Raw genomic sequence first — 18,297 nt, forward strand, 5'->3', positions numbered from 1 at the left:
TGTCCCCTTACCAGGCGAGAGAGCGGTCGACGGCGTGCAGCACCCGGTCGAGGTCGGGGAGGAACTCCTCCTCGAGCTTCGAGGGCGGGTACGGGGTGTCGAAACCGGTCACCCGCAGCACCGGTGCCTGCAACGAGTAGAAGCACTCCTGCTGGACCTTGGCTGCAATCTCGCTGCTGATCGAGGACTCGGACGGCGCCTCGGACACGACGATCAGACGACCGGTGCGGCGCACCGAGTCGTAGACCGGCGCGAGGTCCAGCGGCGACAGCGTGCGCAGGTCGATGACCTCCAGCGACGTGCCGTCCTCCGCGGCCGCGTTGGCCGCGTCCAGCGAGGTCCTGACCATCGGGCCGTACGCGACCAGCGTCGCGTCCGTACCGGGGCGCAGCACCCGCGACTCGAACAGCTTGCCGGGCTGGGCCGTGGTGTCGACCTCGCCCTTCTCGTAGTAACGACGCTTGGGCTCGAAGAACAGCACCGGGTCGTCGCTGTCGATCGCCTGCTGGATCATCCAGTACGCGTCGGCGGGGTTCGAGCACGAGACGACCTTGAGGCCGGCGGTGTGCGCGAAGTACGACTCCGGCGACTCCGAGTGGTGCTCGACCGCACCGATGCCGCCACCGAACGGCACGCGGATCACGATGGGCAGCTTGATCTTGCCCTGGGTGCGGTAGTGCAGCTTCGCGACCTGCGACACGATCTGGTCGAAGCCGGGGAAGATGAAGCCGTCGAACTGGATCTCGCACACCGGGCGGTAGCCGCGGATCGCGAGGCCGACGGCGGTGCCGATGATGCCGGACTCCGCGAGCGGCGTGTCGAGCACGCGCTGCTCACCGAAGTCCTTCTGCAGGCCGTCGGTAATTCGGAAGACGCCACCGAGCTTGCCGATGTCCTCGCCCATCATGATGACCTTGGGGTTGGCCTCCATGGCCGCCCGCAGTCCCATGTTCAGGGCCTTGGAGATCGTGAGCGTCTGCGGGCCGGCCGGCGCTGCGGCGGTGGAACGGTCCATGGTCGGAGCAGCCATCAGTGCTCACCTCCAGCAAAACCCGAGACGTAGTCGAGGAATTCGTCGCGCTGCGCGTCGAGGACGGGGCTGCCCTCCGCGTACACGTTGCTGAAGATCCGTTCAGCGGGCGGATCGGGCATGTTCGTGCAGAACTCCCGCAGCTCCTCGCCCAGCTTGTCGGCGTCGGCCTCGACGCTGTCGAAGAAGTCGTGGTCGGCCCACTGCTGGCGGACCAGGTAGACCTTCACGCGCTCGATCGGGTCCTTGAGCTTCCACATCTCCAGCTCGTCCGACAGCCGGTAGCGCGTCGGGTCGTCGGAGGTGGTGTGCGCGTCCATCCGGTAGGTGAACGCCTCGATCAGGATCGGGCCGTTGCCGTGGCGGCACTCGTCCAGCGCCCACTTCGTCACGGCGAGCGTCGCGAGGACGTCGTTGCCGTCGACGCGGATGCCGGGGAAGCCGTAGCCGCGGGCGCGCTGGTACAGCGGCAGCCGCGACTGGCGTTCGGTGGGCTCGGAGATGGCCCACTGGTTGTTCTGGCAGAAGAAGACGAGCGGCGCGTCGTAGACCGCGGCCCACACGAAGCCCTCGTGCACGTCACCCTGGCTGGTCGCGCCGTCGCCGAAGAAGCACATGGTGGCTTCTCCCTCGTCGTCGCCGACCTTGCCGTCGAACTTCTGGCCCATCGCGTACCCGGCCGCGTTGAGGACCTGGTTGCCGATGACGATCGTGTACGGGTGGAAGCGCTTCTCGACGGGGTCCCAGGTGCCCTGGTCCGTGCCGCGGAAGATGCCGAGCAGCTCCGTCGGGTTGATCCCGCGCGTCCACGCGATGCCGTGCTCGCGGTAGCTCGGGAACGCCATGTCCGTCTGACGCATCGCGCGACCGGCGCCGATCTGGGCCGCCTCCTGGCCGAGCAGCGGCACCCAGATGCCGAGCTGGCCCTTGCGCTGCAACGCGTTCGCTTCGCGGTCGACCCGGCGGATCAGGACCATGTCGCGGTACAGACCGCGCAGTTCCTCCGCCGTGATGTCGATGTCGAAGTCGGGGTGCTGGACCCGCTCACCCTCCGGGGTGAGGAGCTGCACCAGGTCGGCGCCGCCCTCGTCTGTCGCTCGCAAGCCTGCGATCACCTGTTCCGCTGTCGGTTTTGCGGCAGTGGCGGCCGGCGCTGCATCCGGCTCAGGGTGCGTCCATTGCTCAGGGGACGACATGCGCCTTCTCCTCTGTCTACTCCGACCGCCTGATCGCTCGTGACGACCTCGTGCGGCGACGTCGGCGGTCGCCGCCAACCCTGTGGGGCCGGAGGCTGCCGTCGACGGTGACGGTGGCTTACGACCACATCCTGACACGGCCTCACCCGACTTGGTGAGACCCGTCCCACTTCGTAACACACGAGTCAACGTTCTGATCAGCGACAACAGTCGGAGGTTCGACCTTTTGTCCTCCGACTAGGCCGTCCGATTACCGGACGCTGCTGTCCCGGTTACCGATCGTTAACTTAGCTGCGGGCCTCCAGGCAAGAGCCTAAGCACGCGAGCAGAGGCGGAGTCGTGACAGGATCGAGAGGTGGACCGCTCAGTTGTGACCAGCACCGTCAGGACGCTCTGGGACGACGACATCGTCCCGAGCCTGTCTCAGCTCGTCGCCGTACCGGCGATCTCGCCCGCGTTCGATCCCGCCTGGGAAGAACACGGCGAACTGGCCGCCGCGATCGAGCACGTGCGCCTCTGGATCGCCTCCAGGAACCTCCCCGGAGCGACCCTCGAAGTCGTCCAACTGGCGGGACGCACGCCGCTTCTCGTGGTCGACGTGCCCGCGTCCGGTAACTCGGGCGACGACACGGTGTTGCTCTACGGACACCTCGACAAGCAGCCCCCGGTGGGCGGCTGGGGTGAAGGGCTCGGTCCGTGGACCCCGGTTCTGCGTGACGGACGTCTCTACGGCCGCGGCGCGGCTGATGACGGCTATTCCGGATATGCCGCAATCGCGGCGATCGAGGCCGTGCGCGCGGCGGGTGGTTCGCACGCCCGTTGCGTCGTGCTGCTGGAGACCGGCGAGGAGTCGGGTTCGCCGGATCTGCCCGCGTACCTGGAGCACCTCTCCGCGCAGCTGGGCCGGGTGTCGCTCGTCGTCTGCCTGGACTCCGGCGGCTCCGACTACGACCGCATGTGGCTGACCACGTCACTGCGCGGGTTGGTGCAGGTCACGGCCACCGTCCGGGTGCTGGACGGCGGACTGCACTCCGGCATGGCGTCGGGCATCGTGCCGTCGTCGTTCCGGATCGCCCGCGTGTTGCTGGACCGGATCGAGAACGCGGAGACCGGCGAGATCCTCGTGCCGGAGATGCACGTCGAGATCCCGGCCGGACGCCTGGCCGAGGTCCGCGAGGCCGTCGAGGCCGCTCCTGGCGCGCTCTGGGGCGCGGTGCCGCGCGTCGGCGACCTGCAGCCGGTCTCCGAGGACGAGGTCGAACTGGCCCTGAACTCCGGCTGGCGGCCGACCCTGTCCGTCACCGGTGCCGAGGGTCTGCCGCTGCCGGACGACGCCGGCAACGTGCTGCGGCCGTTCACCTCGCTGGTGCTGTCGTTCCGCCTGCCCCCGACGGCTTCGGCCGCCGCGGCGCTGGAGGCGGTGCGCGAGAAGCTCACCACCGACGTGCCCTACAACGCGACCGTGGAGCTCTCCCGGGTCGAGTCGGCCGACGGCTGGAACGCGCCCGAGCTGGCGCCCTGGCTGTCCGCCGTCCTGGACGAGGCGGGCAAGGAGATCTTCGGCGCGCCGTGGCGGACCGTGTCGCTGGGCGGCTCGATCCCGTTCATGGGGCTGCTGCACGAGGCGTACCCCGAGGCCCAGTTCGTGGTGACGGGCGTGATCGGGCCGGACTCGAACTGCCACGTGCCGGACGAATGGCTGCACCTGGCGCACGCCGCTCGGGTCACCGAGGCCATCGCCCTGGTCCTCGACTCCCATTCCAGGCAGTCCTGACCCCGCTTTTAGTGAGGAAAGACTCAGACAACACCTGGGCCCGACCGGCCGTCCTCCCTGGTGTCCCACACTGGGCCGATGGGCGAACAAGCGGAACGGGCGCGTCTCGCGGAGTCGGACACACCGACTTCGCCGTGGCGGCTGTGGGGGCCGTACCTCTCGGGGCGCCAGTGGGGCACGGTCCGCGAGGACTACTCGCCCGAGGGTGACGCGTGGGCGTCGTTCCCGTTCGACCACGCCCGTGCGCGCGCCTACCGGTGGGGCGAGGACGGCATCGCCGGCATTTGCGACGTGCACGGGTTCATGAACTTCGCGGTCGCCCTGTGGAACGGCAAGGACCCGATCCTCAAGGAGCGGTACTTCGGCCTCACCAACGAAGAGGGCAACCACGGTGAGGACGTCAAGGAGCACTGGTGGGTGACCGACGGGACGCCCACCCACTCCTGGATGCAGGTGGTCTACCGGTATCCGCAGCGGGAGTTCCCGTACGGCCAGCTGCGGGAGATGGCGCGCAACGCCGGCCGGGAGAACCGCGAGCCCGAGCTCGCCGACACCGGGGTGCTCGACGAGAACCGGTTCTTCGACGTCCAGGTCACCTACGCCAAGGCCGAGACGGACGACATCTGCATCGAGATCAGCGCCACCAACCACGGGCCTGAGGACGCGCCGCTGCACCTGTTGCCGCAGCTGTGGTTCCGCAACACGTGGGCGTGGGGGCGGGACCAACGGCCGTGTCAGCTCGTTGCGAGCACCACGACCGGACGCAAGGTCACGGCTGACCACGGCAACCTCGGCCGGTACACGCTGCACCTGGACGATTCGCCGTCGATGCTCATGACGGACAACGAGAGCAACGAGATGTCGCTCTTCGGGGCCGAGCGCAATCCGTCGCCGTGGGCCAAGGACGGCATCTGCAACTACGTGGTGCACGGCAGCACGTCCACGTGTCAGGTCGTGGGGCCGGACGACGCCGGTGCGGCCGGCACGAAGTTCGCGGCCTGGTACTCGTTCGACCCGGTGGAGCCGGGCGAGACGGTGACGATCCGCGTCCGCCTCGTCGGCGGCGACGGGCACCTGGACCCGTTCGGGCCGAGCTTCGACGAGACCATGAGCGCCCGCAAGCTCGAAGCCGACGAGTTCCACGACGACATCGCGCCGGACACGAGCCTCGAGGAGAAGCACGTGCTGCGGCGCGCGCTCGCGGGGCTCATGTGGACGAAGCAGCACTACCGGTTCCGCACGCGCGACTGGCTGGACGGCGACCCGACCAAGCCCGAGGCGCCGTCGAGCCGAAGAACGCCCGAGGCGCGCAACGTGCACTGGCGGCACCTCGACGTCGCCGACGTGATCTCGATGCCGGACGAGTGGGAGTACCCCTGGTTCGCGGCGTGGGACCTGGCGTTCCACACGATCCCGTTCACGCTGGTCGACCCGGCGTTCGCGAAGGAGCAGCTGCTGCTGTTCTGCCGTGAGTGGATGATGCATCCCAACGGCCAGATTCCCGCCTACGAGTGGGAGTTCGGCGACGTCAACCCGCCGGTGCACGCGTGGGCGGCGTTGCAGGTCTACCGCGCGGACGGCAGCAGGGACCGCGGGTTCCTCGCCAAGATCTTCCACAAGCTGCTGCTCAACTTCTCCTGGTGGGTCAACCGCAAGGACGCCGACGGCAGCTACCTGTTCGAGGGCGGGTTCCTCGGCATGGACAACATCGGGCCGGTCAACCGGTCGGCGCCGATGCTGGGCGAGTGGCGGCTGGAGCAGTCCGACGCCACGTCGTGGATGGCCGCGTACAGCCTGCACCTCATGCAGATCGCGCTGGAGCTGGCGCGCGACGACGAGTCCTATGAGGACGTTGCCACCAAGTTCGTCGAGCACTTCCTGTCGATCGCGGAGGCGTTCACGCACTTCGGTTCGCACGGCGGCGGAATCTGGCACGACGAGGACGGCTTCTGCTACGACCGCGTCTCGCGGCGCCACCCGGACGGTCACGTCCAGTCCGAGCCGGTGCGCGTGCGGTCGATGGTCGGCCTGATCCCGTTGCTGGCGTCGGCCGTCCTCGAACCGTGGGTGCTCAGCGACCTGCACGGGTTCACCAGCCGGCTGGAGCACCTGCTCAAGCGCCGGCCGGAACTGCGGCAGTTCATCACGTTCCACTACGAGCGCGGCGCGTTCGTGTCGTTGCTCGACGAGGGCAAGCTCAAGCGCGTACTGCACCGCATGCTGGACGAGCAGGAGTTCCTGTCGCCGCACGGCATCCGGAGCCTTTCGGCGGCACATCGCGAGGGCCTCGAGGTCAACGTCGCGGGCCAGGACCACCGCATGGGCTACGAACCCGGCGAGTCGCACACGCCGATGTTCGGCGGCAACTCGAACTGGCGCGGCCCTGTCTGGCTGCCGACCAACGCGCTGCTGGTGGAGGCGCTCCGCACGGTCTGCGCGTTCCACGACGGCATGTTCCAGGTCGAGATGCCGACCCACTCCGGACGCTGGGTCACCGCGGGTCAGGTCGCGGACGAACTGAGCGACCGGCTCGTCGGGCTGTTCCTGCCCGACCACGACGGACGCAGGCCGTCGGACGGCAAGCGGATCGAGGCCTCCGAGTCACCCCTTTGGCGCAGGCACGTCACCTTCAGCGAGTACTTCGACGGAGACACGGGCGAAGGCCTCGGCGCGACCCATCAGACGGGCTGGACGGCTCTGGTGGCGGGTCTGCTGACCGAACGAACACGCTGACCAGCACCGTCGTGATCAAATCCTGATCAAGGACACGCTTGCGGATCGTTACTATTCATGCGCAATACGTGAAGAAGTTGTGTGACTTGGCTCAAATCACGCAAGATTCTGCACCCGAACACCTGATTTGACGCAAGATCATTGCAAGGCAGTGGCCTGTAACACCCACGTGCTGTCCACCGCGTCACCCGAGTGGCAGGATCCCGTTCACTCGTCCGCGACAGTTACGAGGAGTGACGCAGTGGCTCGTCGATCCAGGCACGTGCTCGCCCTGCTGCCCGCAGCGGCCCTAGCGCTGACCGCGCTCGCCGGTTGCGCGACGAGCACCAACAGCGGTGGTGGCACCACCGACGGTGGCATCAAGCTTGTCAAGGAAGGCAAGCTCGTCACCTGCACCCATCTTTCCTACAAGCCGTTCCAGTACACCGACGGCGACAAGACGGTCGGTTTCGACGTCGACCTGGTCGACCTGATCGCCGACGAACTGAAGGTCAAGCAGGAGATCTTCGACACCCAGTTCGAGACGATCACGTCCGGCGCGAGCTTCAACGCGAACCAGTGCGACGTCGCCGCGGCCGGCATGACGATCAAGGAAGAGCGCAAGCAGGCGATCGACTTCTCCGACCCGTACTTCGACGCCACGCAGGCGTTGCTGGTCAAGAAGGACTCGCCGATCAAGGCGCTGGCGGACCTCAAGGGCAAGAAGATCGGTGTCCAGCAGGACACCACCGGTGAGATCTACGCCAACGAGAACAAGGCCGCCAACGGCTACGAGGTCATCCAGTTCGAGGACCTCCCGCTGATGGAGACCGCCGTGCGCACCGGCGCCGTCGACGCCGCGATCAACGACAACGGTGTGCTCTTCGACTACGCCAAGGAGTTCCCGGACACCACGGTCTCCGCCGAGTTCAACACGAACGAGCAGTACGGCATCGGCATCAAGAAGGGCAACACCGCGCTGACCACCAAGGTCAACGAGGTCCTGAAGAAGGCCAAGGAAAGCGGCAAGTACGACGAGATCTACGAGAAGTGGTTCGGCAAGAAGCCGGAGAAGAAGTAGCTCTCCAACGACGGGGCGGCGGATGACGCCGCCCCGTTCGTGTCCGAACCGAAGCCGCTAGGAGTCAGACCATGGCGCTGTCCAAGCGCAAGCGGGCCGAATACTTCCGGTACTCGCAATACACGCTGCTCGTCGTCATCGCCCTGGTGATCGTGTTCCTGGCCGACTGGGAGCAGATCCGCACGGCGTTCTTCAACATCAAGACGATGCGGGAGATGTTCCCCAACGTCATCGTCATCGCGTTGAAGAACACCCTCATCTACACGGCGCTCGGGTTCGCGTTCGGCCTCGCGCTGGGCCTGGTCCTCGCGCTGATGAAGCTCTCGTCGATCGCGCCGTACCGGTGGATCGCGACCGTCTACATCGAGTTCTTCCGCGGCATTCCCGCGCTGCTGGTGTTCATCGGTCTGGCGTTCGGCGTGCCGCTCGCGTTCCAGATCCAGTTCGACATCTACTCCACGACCATGCTGGCGCTCGGCATCGTCGGTGCCGCCTACATGGCCGAGACGATCCGCGCCGGCATCCAGGCCGTGCCGAAGGGTCAGGTCGAGGCGGCGCGTTCGCTGGGCATGTCGCAGGGCCGCGCGATGATCACCATCGTGATCCCGCAGGCCTTCCGGATCATCCTGCCGCCGCTGACCAACGAGCTGATCCTGCTGACCAAGGACTCCTCGCTGATCTACATCATCGGACTGGCCCGCGACCAGTACGAGCTGACGAAGTTCGGGCGGGAGACGCTGAGCCGCAGCCCGTCGCTCACCCCGATCCTCGTCGTCGGTCTCTGCTACCTGATCATCACGTTGCCGCTCGGGTACCTCTCGCGGTACCTGGAGCGCCGCTCCGGCGGAAAGAAGGTGTCCGTCCTGTGAGCGAGATTTCCGTTGAGATCACCGGGCTGAAGAAGTCGTTCGGCTCGTTGGACGTCCTCAAGGGCATCGACGTCACGGTCAACCGCGGTGACGTGGTCTGCATCGTCGGCCCGTCCGGTTCCGGCAAGTCGACGTTGCTGCGCTGCGTGAACCTGCTCGAGGAGCCGAACGACGGCAAGATCGTCGTCAACGGCGTCGAACTGACCGACCAGGACGTCGACATCGACCTGGCGCGCACGAAGATCGGCATGGTCTTCCAGTCGTTCAACCTGTTCTCGCACCTGAACGTCCTGGCCAACCTCACCGTCGCGCAGCGCAAGGTGCTCAAGCGCGGCGAGAAGGAGGCGCAGGAGGTCGCACTGCGCAACCTGGCGCGGGTCGGCCTGTCGGAGAAGGCCAACTCGATGCCCGCGCAGCTCTCCGGTGGCCAGCAGCAACGCGTGGCGATCGCCCGCGCGTTGTCGATGGACCCCGAGGTGATGCTGTTCGACGAGCCCACCTCGGCGCTCGACCCCGAGCTCGTCGGTGACGTGCTGGGCGTGATGCGCCAGCTCGCCGACGAGGGCATGACGATGCTGGTCGTGACGCACGAGATGCAGTTCGCCCGCGAGGTCGCCGACAAGGTGATCTTCATGGACGGCGGCTACATCGTCGAGGAGGGCCCCGCGGCCGAGGTGATCGGCAACCCGCAGGAGGCGCGCACCCAGGAGTTCCTGGCGCGGGTGCTCGACCCGACGCACCACGGCCCGCGCGACCCGGCCTAGCCTGGTCCGGTGGCGAGGGGGAAAGTCGCCGCGGCGGACGTGCTGCGGGGGCTGTTGGGGGAGAACGAGAATTCCGGTGGTGGCGGGTGGAGGTTGCCTCGGCGCAGGCCGAGCACCCCACCCGTCATCCGCGTGGTGGACCGGGTGGTCACCGACGTGCTCGACCTGCGCGCGGTCGAGGTGCCCTACGTGCTGGAGTTCGAGCGCTGCCAGTTCGAGGGGGCGCCGGACCTGCGGCAGGCCAACCTGGCCGGCATCTCGTTCACCGACTGCGACCTGCCCGGTCTTGAGGCGCGCAACCTCCACAGCGGCAACGACGTCTCGTTGCTCGGCTGCCGCGTCACCGGGCTCACCGACCTGACCGATGCCGAGATCGCGGGCTCGGTCCTGTTGCGGGACACCAGGTTCAGCCTTCCCGGAGGACTGTGTCTGCACGGCGACCGGTTGACGATCGCCGGCGCGCTGCTCGGGTTCGGCATCCACACCGAGGGCGAGATCCGGCTGGCGGGTTCGCGCATCGGCGGCAACGTCAACCTCGGCAGCGCGGTGCTGGAGAACGCCGACGGTTTCACGTTGAACGGCAACGGCATGCAGGTCGGCGGCAACTTCCTCGGCGCGTTCACCTCGCACGGCGTGGTGTTCCTGTCCAACTCCCGGATCAGCTCGACGCTGTCGTTGAGCGGCGCGATGCTCTCGCGCGGTTCCGACTTCGCCGACAGCAGTGACCCGCACGACGACCCGTCGGCGACGCTGATCCTCGACCGCGTCGACGTCTCCGGCGACCTCGAGCTCGACCGCGGCTTCACCAGCCAGGGCACCATCCGCGCGGTGAACGCGAAGATCGGCGGCACGTTGTCGCTGGCAGACGCCGTGCTGGACGCCGTGTCGCCGCCCGCCGTCGGCACCGACCCGACCGGCTCCGGCCGCGCGTTGCACGTCGACGGCGCGGAGATCGGTGGTGACGTCGTCGGCCGGGGTGTGCAGATCAAGGGCCAGCTGCGCATGGTCGACACGCACGTGCGCGGCAGCATCACGATCGAACGGGCCACTGTGGACAATCCGGCCGCGGATGCCGTGCTGGCCAACCGTTCCCAGATCGGCAGCAACTTCGTGGTGCGCGAGTCGGAGGTCTCCGGCGGCCTGGAGCTGCGCGGCATCACCGTCGGCGCGAACCTCGACCTGCGCGGCAGCCGGTTGATCAAGCCGGGCAAGTACCGGCACCAGCCGCGCGAGAAGCCGTCGCTCGACATCGGCGGCGCCACGATCGGCCGTGACCTCATCTGCGCACGTGGCGACAAGGAGTTCGTCGCGCATGGCGGCGTGCGCTGCCGTCGCGCGGTGATCGGCCGCATGGCGAACTTCAACGGCGCCGTACTCGGGTACAAGCTCGACAGCCACGCGTTGAACGCCATGGGCATGCAGGTGCAGGAGCTGATGCTCAACGTCGTGTCGCCGCCCAAGGGCCTGGTGACGCTGCGGCAGGCGCGTTGCACGTCGTTGGACGACAACGAGAACTTCTGGAACGCCACCGGTTTCATCGACCTCGACGACTTCCGCTACGACTCTCTCGCGTACCCGATCGACCTGCGCGACGACGACCAGGTGCAGCAGCGGTTGCGCTGGCTGAGGCAGGCGATGCGGCGCAGCTACCACCCGCGCCCGTACGACCAGTTCGCCGAGATGCTGACCGCGGCCGGCAACGAGGAGCACGCCTCGACCGTGCTGATCGAGAAGCAACGCCTGCGGTACCGCGCGGTCGCCGAGGGCATGCGGTTCTTCGGTCCGTTGGTGCTGGTGTGGAGCTTCCTGCAACGGTCGATGGTCGGCTACGGCTACCGCCCGGCGCGCGCTCTGGGGTGGCTGATCGCGGCGTGGGCGCTCGGCAGCATGTGGTTCCAGTTCAAGGGGCCGCTGGTCGAGATCAACGCCGACGACCACCTGCCGTGGAACGCGTGGCTCTACACGATCGACCTGGTGGTGCCGATCGTCGACTTCGGCAACAAGAACCGCTGGCAGACGCCGGGAGCGTCGCAGTGGATCGCGTCCGGGCTGATCGTGACGGGCTGGGTGCTGGCGACGACGGTGGCGGCCGGTCTGACCCGGATGCTCAAGCGGTAGAACTCCACCATCGGGGTATTTCGCCCGGTGATGAACGGTGGTGCGATCTTGTGGTGATCGCCGCCGAGTCGACCGAACTCTTCGTCGGGCCTCGGACCGCGCTGCTGCAGGTGGTGCGGCTGACCTCGCCCGCGGTGGCGGGAGCGGTGCACGCGCACGTGTCCGGGCCCGGCCTGCACTCGCCGCGGCACGGCGGATCGCTGGTGCCGGGGCCGTTCGGCTACGAGCTCGGCGTCGACGTCTCCTCGCATCCGCCGGGCGCCGTGGTGCCCGCTCAGGCCGTGATGCGGTCTGCGGCCGGCGAGGAGTCGTGCACGTTCTCGCTGGTCGTGGGCACGCCGGGGTGGACCGTGCACCTCATTGGGCACGTTGCGGGCGATGCGCCGTTCGTTGCGGTGCGGGCGCATCTGGACCTGGCGCTGACCGATCCCGCCTACCGGTTCGCCGTGACGTCGGTGGAGTTGTTGCAGCCGTACTGGGACACGTTCCCGCAGCACCGTTCGCTGCTGTTGCGGCTGATCTCCGAGGGACGGGTCGAGGTCGTCGGGTCCGAGTCCAATGTGGTCGGTGTGACGCCGTTGCTCTCGTCGCTGCCTTCCGGCGTGCCGCTGACGGCCTCTTCGCTCGGCGAGGCCGAGCGGTCGGTCTACTCGTCGTTCCTGGAACTGCGGTCCGGGGCTTCCGCTCCGCACGTGATGCTGCCGGTCGGTGGTGCTCGTGATGCGCCGAATCCGTGGGTTACCGCTGTTCATCACGACTGGAGCGCGCGCTACACGTGGCCGCGGATCGTCTGCTCGTTGCCGCGCGACTACTACGTGCGCGGCTCTGTGCCCGTGCCGCCTGGTTCGGTGGACGACTCGCCTGCTGCCGTGTTCGCCCGTCTGACTGGATTGGCCTTTCCGCACGCCGCGCTGGAGCGTGCCGCCCTCGCACACCCTCGCGAGGCCTTCGACCTGCGGTCCGAGGTCGTGTCGCGGTCACTGGCCGCGTTGACGTCCACTGTGGACTCTTCGGTGACCGTCTGGAACCCGTTGCCTTCTCCGTGCACCGACATCGTGTCCGTGCATCTGCCGACTGCTTCGAACGTCCACGTGGAGTGCGACGGTGTGGTCCTGCCCACGTTGGTCGACGGTGTGACCGTGACGTTCTTGGCGCGCGATGTGCCCGCACGCGGGTGTTGCACGTACGAGTTGGTCGAGGACGACGTCGACCACGGCTGGAAGCGCGGCTTCGGCACCGAGATCGCCTCCACTCACTACGTCCTGTCGTACGACCCGATCGCTTCTCTCGTCGCCGTGGATGGCCCTGCTCTGAAGGCACCGCGGCTGGTCGGGCCGATCAGCGTCTGGCACAGCGAGGTCGGCGAGAAGATGGTCGGGTCCACGACCTTCACGCTGTGGAACGACGTCGACCACCTCGGTCCGTCCCCGTTGTTCGCCGTGCTGGGCGTTCCCAGGACGGCGCCGGGGGGACCGCTCGGGCCTGATTCGCCTGCCGTGACCCCGGTGTTCGCGCGCTACTGGCTGCACGAGCCCGCGCCGTTGGGCGGGCTGGCCGCGAACGTCCAGCTGGAAGTGCTCAGTCCGACGCGGCTGCGGGTGGTGGCCGTGTCGGACGGACCGGCGTTCTCGGGCGTCGTCCGGCTCTCGTTGCCCGACGGCTGGTCGGCGTCGTGGGACTCACTGCCGGTATCGCTTCCTGCGGGCGGCTATCTCACGGCCGACGTGGACCTGGTGCCGTCGCTCGTTCCTGGCTGCCATCCGGTGCGCGCCACCCTGGAGGGCCTGCCGTTCGAGGTCTACGACATCGCGCTGCTGACGGTGCCCGAGTGGGACGCCGATGATCCCGTCGAGGTCCTGTGGGCGGCTTCCTCACCGTCGGTGGTGTCGGTGCGGCCAGGGGAATCGTCGACGTTCCGGGTGGTCATGGCCTCCGGCGCGCACGGCGACCTGCCGGTGCAGGCCCGACTGCTGTCGCCGCGTGACTCGTGGGACTTCGTCGGCCCGTTCTGCGTGGGCGGTCTGCTCCCCGCTCAGGGCCGGCTGCCACTCGACTTCGTCCTGGAAGCGCCGCCCTGGGCCACGCCGGGCACGTGGTCGGCCGTGGTCCGCGTGACCGCCGGTGAGCTGGTGCGGACCACTGCGCCCATCCGCCTCGAAGTGGCTGGTTAAGCTGCGTCATCGTGACTGATCTGGTGCTGGCACTGGACTTCGGCGGCACCAAGATCGCCGCCGCCCTGGTGGACCCCCACGGCACGGTGGTGCGCTCCTCGCGCGTGCCGACGCCGTCCGAGAACCCTTGGGACGCCGTCGTTTCGGTGATCTCGTCGGTCGTGCAGGACGCGGTCGTGGCCGGCGTGGGCATCGCCTCGGCGGGCCCGTTGGACGCGGTCGCCGGCACCGTCTCGCCGATCAACGTGCCGTCGTGGCAGGAGTTCCCGCTGCGGGAGTCGGTGGCGTCGCTGTTTCCCGGCGTTCCGGTGGAACTCGCGGGCGACGGCGTGTGCATGGCGCTGGGCGAGCACTGGCGCGGCGCCGGCCGGGGCAGCAGGTTCATGGTCGGCCTGGTCGTGTCGACCGGTGTCGGCGGCGGGCTGGTGCTGGACGGACGGCCGTTCGGCGGCCGCACCGGCAACGCGGGACACATCGGCCACATCGTCGTGGAGCCCGACGGCGAACTCTGCACGTGCGGCGGCCGCGGCTGCGTGGAGACCGTCGCGGGCGGCCCGCGCATGGTGGAGTGGGCGCGCCGCATCGGCTGGCGGGCACCGGACCACGCCGACGCCGCTCTGCTGGCCGCCGCCGCGTTGTCCGGCGAGGAGATCCCGCTGGAGGCGTTCGAACGCGCCGGTCGGGCCGTCGGGATGGCGATCGCCGGGGCGGCCGCGGTGTGCGACCTGGAGCTCGCGGTCATCGGGGGCGGGGTGGCGCAGGCCGGGGACCTGCTGTTCGAGCCGGTGCGGAAGACGTTGAAGACGCACGCCGGGCTGTCGTACCTGGCCGGGCTCGAGGTGCGGCAGGCGGAACTCGGCGGCGAGGCCGGGCTGGTGGGCGCGGCCGCGCTGGTCCGTCAGACCGCCTGACAGGTGCGCCGCAGCAGCGGCTTCACGCTGCCCGTCCGTCAGACCGCCTGACGGGTGTGCCGCAGCGGCGACTCCACGCGGCCCACCGCGACGCCCGCCGCGTCCAGGGCCGCACGAACCGTGCGAGCGATCTCCACCGCGCCCGGCGTGTCCCCGTGCACGCAGAGGGAATCGGCCTGGATCCGGACCGGGCGGCCGGAGACGCTGCGGACCCATCCCTCCGTCGCCAGTTGTACGCACCGGGCCGCGATCTCGGCCGGATCGCGCAGGACGGCTCCTGGTTCGCCGCGCGGCACCAACGTTCCGGACGCCGTGTAGGCGCGGTCCGCGAAGGCCTCGTGCCACACGCGCAGCCCGGCCACCGAGGCTCGCTTCAGCCAGACCGCGCCCGGTGGGCCGAGCACGGCGAGCGTCGGGTCGAAGAGGCGGACCGCGTCGACGACGGCGTCGGCCTGGGCCTCGTGCCGGACGAGGGTGTTGTAGAGCGCGCCGTGCGGCTTCACGTACGAGACGCGGGTGCCGGCGGCTCGGGCGAACGTTGCCAGAGCTCCTAGTTGGGCCAGGACCTCGTTAGTGAGCGTGTCCGGAGCCACGTCGATGAATCGGCGGCCGAAGCCCGCCAGGTCGCGATAGCCGACGTGCGCGCCTACCGCGACGCCTGCGGAGGCGGCGAGCGCGCAGGTCTCGCGCATCGTGTCGGCGTCGCCCGCGTGGTAGCCGCAGGCGATGTTCGCGCTGGTCACGATGTTCAGCAAGGCCTTGTCGTCGCCGAGGGTCCACTGGCCGTAGCCCTCGCCTAAGTCTGCGTTCAGGTCCATGGACGTCCCCCTAGGCGCGCTCGTTTTGTTGGATCGTGGGATTGTTGAACGATTCTACGATAGTGCAATGGAACGATCCTGCAAATAGACTGCTGAGGTGACCGAGACGTGGGTGTCGACGCTGGCTCAGAGCAAGGCCGACCTGGAGCGCGCGAGCACCGCGCAGAAGGTCGCCGACATGCTGCGCGAACGGGTGCTCGACGGTGAGCTGGAACCGGGCCTGCGCCTGAGCGAGGAAGCGATCGGCGGCGCGCTGGGCGTCAGCCGCAACACGCTCAGGGAGGCGTTCCGGCTGCTCACGCGCGACCGGATCCTGGTGCACGAGCACAGCCGCGGGGTCTTCGTCCGCCGGCCGACCGGCGACGACGTGCGCGACCTCTACGCCGCCCGCCGCGTGATCGAGTGCGGCGCCCTCCGCCGCTGGAACGACGTCAGCGAGAAGCAGCGGGAAGCCGTGCGAACGCCAGTCCGCCAGGCCGTGGCACGCGCGGAGAAGAACGACTTCAGCAAGACCGGCACCGCGAACATCCAGTTCCACCGCGGCATCGTCGGCCTCGCGGGCAGCATCCGCCTGAGCGACGAGTCCGACCGGCTCTTCGCCGAGCTCATGCTCGCGTTCCGCGTCGCGCACGAGGTGGAGGCCTTCCACCAGACCTACCTGCCGTGGAACCGCAAGATCGTCGAACTGCTGAACGGCGGCACGGTCGAGCAGGCGGTCCAGCAGCTCGACGAGTACTTCGACGCCGCCGAACAGGACCTCGTCAGCCGTCTGACGGCGGATTAGTCCAAAGAGAACGTTAAGCCGAAGGCAACGATTCCGATCACGAGGCTGACGGCACTCTTCATCAGGCCTAACATCCGCGCAACACCGCGTACACGGAGGGCCACCATGCCGTCGGATCACAAGACCGGCTTGCGCTGGAGCAACTGGAACCTGCTGCTGATACTTCCGCTGTTCATGCTCATCACGCCGTGGTTCAACCAGGACGAGCCCAGGATCTTGGGGCTGCCGTTCTTCTACTGGTACCAGTTCCTGTTCGTCCCGCTCGGCGTCCTGTGCGTCGGCCTCGTCTACGTCAAGACCAAGGACGAGCCCGTGGTCACCGGCAAGGCCGACAAGCTCGGCGTGGACGACCTGGACGAGGGAGCGAACTGATGCAGTGGACCGAGCTGATCGTTTTCAGCGTTCTCTTCCTGGTCGTCACGGTGATGGGCTTCCTGGCGGCGCGGTGGCAGAAGGGCGACACGCTCGAGCACCTCGACGAGTGGGGCCTGGGCGGCCGCAAGTTCGGCAGCTGGATCACGTGGTTCCTGGTCGGTGGTGACCTCTACACCGCGTACACGTTCGTCGCGGTGCCCGCGCTGATGTGGGGCTCGGGTGCCATCGGCTTCTACGCCCTGCCGTACACGATCATCCTGTACCCGCTGGTCTTCCTGCCGCTGGTGCGGATGTGGTCGGTCAGCCGCGTGCACGGCTACGTCACGCCGGCCGACTTCGTGAAGGGCCGCTACGGCTCGCACTGGCTGGCGCTGCTGATCGCGATCACCGGCATCGTCGCGACCATGCCCTACATCGCGTTGCAGCTCGTCGGCCTCGAAGCCGTGCTGCGCAGCATGGGCCTCAACGGCAGCGGCATCATGGGGCACCTGCCGCTGTTCATCGCGTTCCTGGTCCTCGCGCTCTACACCTACCAGTCGGGTCTGCGCGCGCCGGCGCTGATCGCGTTCGTCAAGGACATCCTGATCTACCTGGTGATCCTGGTGGCGATCATCTACCTGCCCTCGAAGTTCGGCGGCTGGGGCGAGATCTTCAACGACGCGCAGGCCAAGTTCGACGCCACGCCGAGCAAGGCCGACGGCATCCTGCTGACCGGCACCAACCAGCTGCAGTACGCCACGCTGGCACTGGGCAGCGCGCTCGCGCTGTTCCTCTACCCGCACTCGCTGACCGGCATCCTCGCGAGCCGCGGCCGCAACGTCATCAAGCGCAACATGGTCGCGCTTCCGGCGTACTCGCTGCTGCTGGGTCTGCTGGCGCTGCTGGGCTTCGTCGCGATCAGCTCGGGCACCAAGCCGCTCGTCAACCAGGCGACCGGCCGTGCCGACAACAACACGATCATCCCCGAGCTCTTCGGCGCGAACTTCCCGTCGTGGTTCGCGGGCATCGCGTTCGCGGCCATCGGCATCGGCGCGCTGGTGCCGGCGGCGATCATGTCGATCGCGGCGGCGAACCTGTGGACGCGCAACATCTACAAGGAGTACGTCAAGAAGAACGCCACCCCGGCGGAGGAGGCCAAGCAGGCCAAGCTCGCCAGCCTCGTCGTGAAGTTCGGCGCCGTGTTGTTCATCGTGCTCATCGACCCGCAGTACTCCATCGACCTGCAGCTCATGGGCGGTGTGATGATCCTGCAGACGCTGCCGGCGGTCGCGATCGCGCTGTACACGCGCTGGTTCCACGTCCACGCCCTGGTCGCCGGTTGGATCGCGGGCATGGGCTACGGCATGTGGCTGCTCTACAACATCGGCAACCCCGCGACCGGCAAGAAGCACTTCGCCAGTTCGGCGCTGCCGCTGGGCGACATCTCGTTCTTCGGCTGGCACCCGTTCAGCGGTTCGACGACGCAGATCTACGCGGGCATCGTCGCGCTGTTCGTCAACCTCCTGGTCGCGGTGGTGATCACGCTGATCGCCAAGAAGGCCAAGTGGTTCAACGGCACGGACCAGACCGATCCGTCCGACTACCACGTCGACGAGGACAACCCTCGGGTCAAGCCCGTCGCTGCCCACTGAGACGAAGTCCGCAACACTATGGGCCACCTGTCGGTTACGGCGGGTGGCCCTTTGCGTTGAGGA

14 protein-coding genes are annotated in these 18,297 nt (G+C 68.1%); 11 read left to right on the forward strand and 3 right to left on the reverse strand.

Annotation, left to right across the window (positions count from 1 at the left end; translation table 11 throughout):
* Nucleotides 1-7: 7 nt before the first annotated feature.
* Nucleotides 8-1,030, reverse strand: a complete 1,023-nt coding sequence (locus ACH413_RS15750) for an alpha-ketoacid dehydrogenase subunit beta (protein ID WP_360040518.1) — start codon at nucleotides 1,028-1,030, stop codon at nucleotides 8-10.
* Nucleotides 1,030-2,226 carry a pyruvate dehydrogenase (acetyl-transferring) E1 component subunit alpha gene (pdhA, locus tag ACH413_RS15755; protein WP_360040515.1) on the reverse strand — a complete coding sequence of 399 codons (1,197 nt, stop codon included), beginning with the start codon at nucleotides 2,224-2,226 and terminating at the stop codon, nucleotides 1,030-1,032. Before pdhA ends, ACH413_RS15750 begins: the two co-directional genes overlap by 1 nt.
* A 355-nt stretch (nucleotides 2,227-2,581) precedes the next feature.
* On the opposite strand from pdhA, the gene ACH413_RS15760 reads away from it, so the two are divergent.
* The 8 genes from ACH413_RS15760 to ACH413_RS15795 all read left to right on the forward strand — a co-directional run bounded on the left by ACH413_RS15760 (nucleotide 2,582) and on the right by ACH413_RS15795 (nucleotide 14,626).
* Nucleotides 2,582-4,000, forward strand: a complete 1,419-nt coding sequence (locus ACH413_RS15760; RefSeq protein ID WP_360040512.1) for a M20/M25/M40 family metallo-hydrolase — start codon at nucleotides 2,582-2,584, stop codon at nucleotides 3,998-4,000.
* Between the two features lie 78 nt (nucleotides 4,001-4,078).
* On the forward strand, nucleotides 4,079-6,733 hold the full coding sequence (locus ACH413_RS15765) for an MGH1-like glycoside hydrolase domain-containing protein (RefSeq protein ID WP_360040509.1): 2,655 nt from the start codon (nucleotides 4,079-4,081) through the stop codon (nucleotides 6,731-6,733).
* Nucleotides 6,734-6,974: 241 nt separating this feature from the next.
* A complete protein-coding gene (locus ACH413_RS15770; protein WP_360040506.1) occupies nucleotides 6,975-7,793 on the forward strand; it encodes an ABC transporter substrate-binding protein in 819 nt (272 codons plus the stop codon).
* Nucleotides 7,794-7,864: 71 nt separating this feature from the next.
* Nucleotides 7,865-8,662 (forward strand): amino acid ABC transporter permease, encoded by a 798-nt coding sequence (locus ACH413_RS15775; protein WP_360040503.1) that lies wholly within the window; start codon nucleotides 7,865-7,867, stop codon nucleotides 8,660-8,662.
* Nucleotides 8,659-9,426, forward strand: coding sequence for an amino acid ABC transporter ATP-binding protein (locus ACH413_RS15780; RefSeq protein WP_360040500.1), 768 nt, complete (start codon nucleotides 8,659-8,661; stop codon nucleotides 9,424-9,426). Before ACH413_RS15775 ends, ACH413_RS15780 begins: the two co-directional genes overlap by 4 nt.
* Before the next feature lie 9 nt (nucleotides 9,427-9,435).
* Complete coding sequence (locus ACH413_RS15785; protein ID WP_360040497.1) at nucleotides 9,436-11,544, forward strand: hypothetical protein; 2,109 nt, start codon at nucleotides 9,436-9,438, stop codon at nucleotides 11,542-11,544.
* A gap of 53 nt (nucleotides 11,545-11,597) precedes the next feature.
* Nucleotides 11,598-13,715, forward strand: coding sequence for an NEW3 domain-containing protein (locus ACH413_RS15790; protein ID WP_360040494.1), 2,118 nt, complete (start codon nucleotides 11,598-11,600; stop codon nucleotides 13,713-13,715).
* A gap of 11 nt (nucleotides 13,716-13,726) precedes the next feature.
* Nucleotides 13,727-14,626 carry an ROK family protein gene (locus ACH413_RS15795; RefSeq protein WP_360040491.1) on the forward strand — a complete coding sequence of 300 codons (900 nt, stop codon included), beginning with the start codon at nucleotides 13,727-13,729 and terminating at the stop codon, nucleotides 14,624-14,626.
* 38 nt (nucleotides 14,627-14,664) lie between these two features.
* Here ACH413_RS15795 and ACH413_RS15800 read toward each other — a convergent pair whose 3' ends face one another.
* Nucleotides 14,665-15,444 (reverse strand): 5-oxoprolinase subunit PxpA, encoded by a 780-nt coding sequence (locus tag ACH413_RS15800; RefSeq protein ID WP_360040489.1) that lies wholly within the window; start codon nucleotides 15,442-15,444, stop codon nucleotides 14,665-14,667.
* A gap of 97 nt (nucleotides 15,445-15,541) precedes the next feature.
* On the opposite strand from ACH413_RS15800, the gene ACH413_RS15805 reads away from it, so the two are divergent.
* From ACH413_RS15805 to mctP, 3 genes are all read left to right on the forward strand, one after another.
* A complete protein-coding gene (locus ACH413_RS15805; protein WP_360040486.1) occupies nucleotides 15,542-16,228 on the forward strand; it encodes a GntR family transcriptional regulator in 687 nt (228 codons plus the stop codon).
* A 105-nt stretch (nucleotides 16,229-16,333) separates the two neighbouring features.
* On the forward strand, nucleotides 16,334-16,600 hold the full coding sequence (locus tag ACH413_RS15810; RefSeq protein ID WP_360040483.1) for a DUF3311 domain-containing protein: 267 nt from the start codon (nucleotides 16,334-16,336) through the stop codon (nucleotides 16,598-16,600).
* Entirely contained in the window at nucleotides 16,600-18,234 is a 1,635-nt protein-coding gene (mctP, locus tag ACH413_RS15815) for a monocarboxylate uptake permease MctP (RefSeq protein ID WP_360040480.1), read from the forward strand. The genes ACH413_RS15810 and mctP overlap by 1 nt, the downstream gene beginning before the upstream one ends.
* The last annotated feature ends 63 nt before the right edge of the window (nucleotides 18,235-18,297 follow it).

This window comes from Lentzea sp. NPDC020367, assembly GCF_044387305.1.
Lineage (GTDB): Bacteria > Actinomycetota > Actinomycetes > Mycobacteriales > Pseudonocardiaceae > Lentzea.